The sequence below is a fragment of the Acidithrix ferrooxidans genome (assembly GCF_000949295.1).
Classification (GTDB): domain Bacteria; phylum Actinomycetota; class Acidimicrobiia; order Acidimicrobiales; family Acidimicrobiaceae; genus Acidithrix; species Acidithrix ferrooxidans.
This window is the reverse complement of the sequence record NZ_JXYS01000125.1, coordinates 1-5,423: the sequence shown is the minus strand read 5'-3', so window position 1 is coordinate 5,423 and position 5,423 is coordinate 1. Positions and strand designations below refer to the sequence as shown.

General features: G+C 48.3%; 4 protein-coding genes and 1 pseudogene. All 5 read right to left on the bottom strand.

Annotated elements, in window-relative coordinates; translation table 11 throughout:
- Positions 1-656 (bottom strand): annotated as a pseudogene (locus AXFE_RS16545) (hypothetical protein); the annotation flags it as partial.
- Between the two features lie 120 nt (positions 657-776).
- Positions 777-1,055 (bottom strand): hypothetical protein, encoded by a 279-nt coding sequence (locus tag AXFE_RS16540; RefSeq protein WP_052607034.1) that lies wholly within the window; start codon positions 1,053-1,055, stop codon positions 777-779.
- A gap of 227 nt (positions 1,056-1,282) precedes the next feature.
- Positions 1,283-1,678, bottom strand: a complete 396-nt coding sequence (arfB, locus tag AXFE_RS16535) for an alternative ribosome rescue aminoacyl-tRNA hydrolase ArfB (protein ID WP_052607033.1) — start codon at positions 1,676-1,678, stop codon at positions 1,283-1,285.
- Positions 1,679-2,889: 1,211 nt separating this feature from the next.
- Positions 2,890-4,287, bottom strand: a complete 1,398-nt coding sequence (locus AXFE_RS16530; protein ID WP_052607032.1) for a hypothetical protein — start codon at positions 4,285-4,287, stop codon at positions 2,890-2,892.
- A gap of 388 nt (positions 4,288-4,675) precedes the next feature.
- On the bottom strand, positions 4,676-5,423 hold a 748-nt coding region (locus AXFE_RS16525), incomplete at its 5' end, for an IS630 family transposase (protein WP_052607031.1).

The window sequence follows — 5,423 nt, the reverse complement described above, 5'->3', positions numbered from 1 at the left end:
ACCAGAGTCGAAGGAGCGAAGTTGGCCCCTTGCATCGCAAGTGCTGCACATACCCGGTTGATCGGGAGCCCAAGGAGAAACTTCGCCACCACGATATGGGCGAGGAACCCAGCCGACAGCCTACCTTTTGGAACTACCTTCGCTGGTGGTGCGCCAGCTACGACCCCCTTGGTCGCCTTGCAGTTACATCCTCTCCGGTACGTCGGACGGATATGGTCGATGACCCGGACTATCACCTCGACGTCGATCTCCTCGCAGCGTTCCTCTCCGAAAGGCGCATAAGGCGCACCACAGCTCCCACAGACCAACAGCTTGGAATCGGGCTCATGGATCTGTTGTACGCGTGGTAGGTGGTCATAGCTGCGTCGACCATGGCCGCGGTGCCCGAGTTGTTGACCTCTCTTGCGCCTTGGCACCTCATCAGGCTCAGGGTCGCTACTTTCTTCCAAGGCGCCTATTGGTTCTGCGTTCACATCCTGAGCCATCTTCGCCCGTTCGGAGCGACGCCCGAAAGCCTGTTTGGTTAGCTCGACGATCTTGGCTGTGAGTGCATCCACTTTGGCAGACAACTCGTCACGCTCGGACCTAAGGACGACGTTCTCGGCCTCCAGCGAAGCGATCCGCTCGTTGTCGTATTGGCGCACTGTTTTTGCCACGTAACTATAACTATCACAATTAAAGCGCCGTGTCCAGCCACCCTAGGCCACAGAGGATAGGCCAGCTACCCCAACCTTACGCCATCATCGAGTGTCTACAGCACCGCTTGTTTGACGGGATCACCGAATGTGTACAGTAACAGAAAAGCTAGATAGAACTTTATCGGCGATTGACTTTAGTTCTAGGTCACCTTCAAACAAAGACTCAGAGCCTGCTAGTCTCATCGTCAATATCTGAGCTAGCTTCTTGTAGTCCTTAGGATCAATCTCAAGTCGTCCTAGATCCATAACTATCTCTTGGCGTACTTTGTCTCCTTCGCGATAAGACCTAACTAACTGATGCTTTATATATTTAGTTCCAGTTGCCTTATTCTTAGTGGTCTTCGCGCGAATGAACATATAACAAGTATACCAGATGAATTACCTTGTAGGCCAATATTCCCAGCTAACTCTCAGCTTAGGGCACTACATTCGCCACTTGAGAAAACCGAACTTCATCTACCAGCATCTCCAAATAAGGGTTACCCCCAAATAGGGGCTAAAAGGGGGCTTAAACGGGGTCTTGGGGGGAATTCAGCCGAAACTGGGGTTAGGCCCACTAGAGCTCTAGAGCACATAGAGTCGATCTATTCATCGACGTTGATCGCCCTTTGAAGCTTCTTGTTCGAAAGCGCCCTTTTGTCATCTAATCGAGCTTGATTAGCACCGCGAGTCGGACGAGTAGGCTTTCGAATCTTTGGGGGTTTGCAGGCATTCTCCAACAGTTCGTGTAGACGATCAAGTGCAATTTTGCGATTTTGACCCTGAGACCTTTGAGTTGATGAAACAACGCGTATGCTGTCTCCATAACGTCGCATTATCATGTCGCGGTTCACGCTGGAGCAATAGATTCCGCTAAGATCACAGATCAGTTCGACGCGTGAATCGGTAGTATTGACATGCTGACCACCGGCACCTGAGCTTCTAGAAAAACGCCACGTCAGAGACGAAGTAGGTACTGTAATTTTCGGCGACAAAGCCATTTTTATAACGCCTTTTGTGATACAAATAAACCTATTAAATCACGGAAAAAACTATTTGATAGAACCTGAATCCCCTCCAAGCACCATCTACCAAATTGCACACATACAAATAGGATACTTCTTCGAGAGAGACATAGCCTATGACATATTCCCATAAAGTGAAGCATTCCTTAGAGACAAAGTGACCACGAGGAATTACTTATTACGCAAAGCACCCTAGGTGTTAGACAACTGGCGCTTTGTCCTGACCTTCGATTCTTCGCTGTTACTTACAGTAGTGGTGCCAAAGTTGGGACGGCTACAGTTCCATTTGGCTTACCTTGCTTATTACGCTCAGATCTGACAGTTTAGATTCGAATTGAATTCTCTTTGATCTCCTGGCCCCTTTGTCAGAACTCTTGGTCCATAAGATTATAAAGGTACCTGTTAGCCAAAACGAAAACCGAACGTGACGCGAAGACTAATTGCTATGGCCAATCACTTAACCAGTCAGCGTCAAATAAGCTCCAAATCTGTCGAATCGCATCTTCAATTCACCATCCTCAACTTTGAAATCTCCTTTGGCCCCCAGTATCTACATTACTATGACCAAATCTCAGAGATACGATCTTGTGGTCGAGACTATGGTCGAAAATCGAAAAGGCGCGAACACTACATGCGCTATTTCCGGGGTAAATTTAACAATAATGAACGCTGCTAAGATGGTTTGAAAAACTCAATTCCACAACCCCACCGTAATCAACCAATACAACGGCGACATCCCGGCGACGACGTGGGAATCACTATTGACCATGGGGTTATAAGCTACCTTGTTTATAGAAAAACTCGACGAATAATCATACCGATGCTTGAAACAAAAATGCCAAGTCACTGCAAGTGACCCTATCGACCAAGAGGGACAGCCGCTCCTAAAATAGCTTTCCTGGGTCTTTTTATGCAGACTGTTCCCTGGAATCTCTTTGTCCGAATTTCATGGCCGAGACCAAGCCAGCATCTTGGCACGAATATTGTCGAAGATCCCTAATGATACTGTTCAATCCCTCAAAATGACAACCTTGTTCGCAGAGACTCTGGTGAATTCCCTGCGCCATCACATCTTAGGCGCAGGGAATTCACGCCCAAGACCCGTTGGCATCTACAAGATCAGTATTGATAGTTGCCCCCTATTACAGTCAGTATTACAAATTAAAAGCCAATAGTACAAGTCAGATCTAGAGCGGCTGTGTTAGGACTCGTCCGCGACTGTCGTAGCGATACTGGTTAGGAAGTGGCAGTCGACCGGTCTCAAGATCCTCCATCATGCTGATTGGAATATCATATTGCGAGGGCATTCCGTTTTCTCTAAAAGCTCGAAACTTCCTTACAAAGATCACACCTGGACGTTGCGTTGAAGTGAAGGTGATCTCTATGGTTGTATCTGGCCAACTGTCAACCGCCTCAATCTCGAGAACTTTCACTCCCTCAATAGCATCCTTGGAAGGATTTCTGGGTGGCACCGCACTCCATCCGCTTTGCTTGAGAACTTTCACATCCTCAATGGCAGCTGCTGGAGGATGTATTTGTTCAGGCGAACCCCATCCTCTCTGAAAGAAGGCTTTCACTTCGGCAAGTTGTTGTAGCACTTCCTCCTCTGGAGAATGATCCAAACCAAACCATTGTGGCCGCTGGAGGAAGGTTGAAACATCGAAGTCATGCTCGCCAATGATGGTCACGACAGATGGTTCCGATCCGTCATGGCGTACTATTTTTATGCCATCATCGCTTGCGATGCTGCAATAGAGGCTGTCATCTATGGATTGGGTATCCAACAGTGTTCCGCCTAGTGGAACACTTGCGATGATGTTTCTTTGATCTTCATTGAGTGGCCAAATCACCATACCATTTAAACGGCGAATCTCTTCCGCTTTGGCGTTGGTGTGACTCAGCCGTAGGAGGAGATGGGCATCTAATCCCAATGGAGTAACGCCCGTTAGATCACGACGGTAGAGCCGCGGTAGATCACGAAAACTCCTCCATGGCGTCGAGGACCATGTCGCGCTTTCTAGGGAATCTAAATTAGGTTGACCTCGTTCGAAGTTCGCTTCTTCTTTATCTTGGTGCCACCAGACTGTTTTTGTACCCTGGCAATCTTGATCCTTATGGAGTGTTGAGACCCAGCATTGGCCACCAATCAGCCCAATTCCATGGGGTATCCCCGCCAGGAGAAAAGATCTTACCATCGAAGTCTCTTTGTCGATGAGGAGCAGTTCGGTCGTTGGATTTTCATCTTGCCCACGAGGTAGCCTAGTATCGTCGATCTCTGAAAGCACCCAGCACCCACCTGTATCGGCGAGCAAGCTGTGCACAGAATAACCTACCTCAATGCAAGCGACTTGGCCACCTTGTTGCACATGATAAAGAGTCCTTTGTGCCGATGACGACCAGATCCAAAGGCTTTTTCCATAGGCAGAGGCGAGCCAATACTCATTTGATGGGATCGGCACCGAAACTAGGGATTGAAGCTCTGGTTTGGTAATATCAATAACGACAACGACCGACACACCCGAATCGCACGCGAAGAGCACGTGGGGTGTAACAAAGATCTGCGATGGTCGAAAATACCTCTTCATGAGGTTAATCTAATAGAAAACCCCAAAACCCAACTGCTAATCGCATAGTTGGACGTCAATCGTCAAGCTACAGTACCCTACCTACAACATCCGTTTCTATAGAGATAATTAGAGGAGTCGCAGTGTTTGGTCTCAAGAGGAATCCTCTTCGTTCTTCGCCCAATAGCACGGTGAGCCTCGCGATGGTCGGCACCTTTGCTCGTTCCGTAAATTAAAGGTCTTCTTCTGCCAACCTAATCCCGCCAAAAACTGGCCAATTTAAAATTCTCATCAATCGATATATCCGTGTCGGTTACTTGAGCTAGAGAACTATTTGACGTCTCCCACAACTCTTAGCCTATGGAACCGAAGATGGATCTAGTGTCCCCTCTCATAAGTTCCCTGAGTTCTAGTTCCCCAGATACTTTGCCATCGATGCGAATATCTCGTCAGCTGTCTTTACCCACCTAAATGGTGTTGGGTCTTGGTTCCAGCGCTCTGCCCAGGTGTTGATCGAAGCAACGAGTTGCTTTTGTGACTTATGGGTGGATGTGTGGAGCATTTTGGTAGTCAGTTCCGAGAACCATCTCTCAACCAGGTTCATCCACGAGGAGTAGGTGGGTGTAAAATGGAAGTGGAATCTGGGGTTTTTTATGAGCCAGGCCCGTACAGCATCGGTTTTATGCGTTGCATAATTGTCCAGGATGACGTGGACTTCGAGTTCTTTTGGAACTTCTTTTTTCACCTGATCCAAAAAGGCTATGAACTCGATCGCCCGATGAGCCTTTGTGGTGTTGGTGATCACCTTGCCAGAGGCAACATCAAGTGCTGCAAAGAGATTTGTTGTGCCGTTGCGTTTGTAGTCATGTGTTTGCCGCTCTGGAACAAAAGGTCTCATGGGAAGCAGTGGCTGGGTTCTATCCAACGCCTGGATCTGTGTCTTTTCGTCAATACATAGTACCAGTGCAGCATCAGGGGGATTGAGATAGATCCCAGTTATGTCGCGGACCTTTTCGGTAAAGGCCGGATCGGTACTGATGTTGAAGTATCCCAAGACATGGGGCTTGAGGCCAAAGGTTCTCCAGATACGTGAGATGCTCGCTGGTGATACCCCGATCCGCTTGGACATTGAAGACGTCGACCACTGGGTAGCAAGC

What these genes read in the sequence shown, in the direction of transcription:
- AXFE_RS16540 (WP_052607034.1), bottom strand. Translation starts at nt 1,055, where the DNA reads ATGTTCATTCGCGCGAAGACCACTAAGAATAAGGCAACTGGAACTAAA.
- arfB (WP_052607033.1), bottom strand. Translation starts at nt 1,678, where the DNA reads ATGGCTTTGTCGCCGAAAATTACAGTACCTACTTCGTCTCTGACGTGG.
- AXFE_RS16530 (WP_052607032.1), bottom strand. Translation starts at nt 4,287, where the DNA reads ATGAAGAGGTATTTTCGACCATCGCAGATCTTTGTTACACCCCACGTG.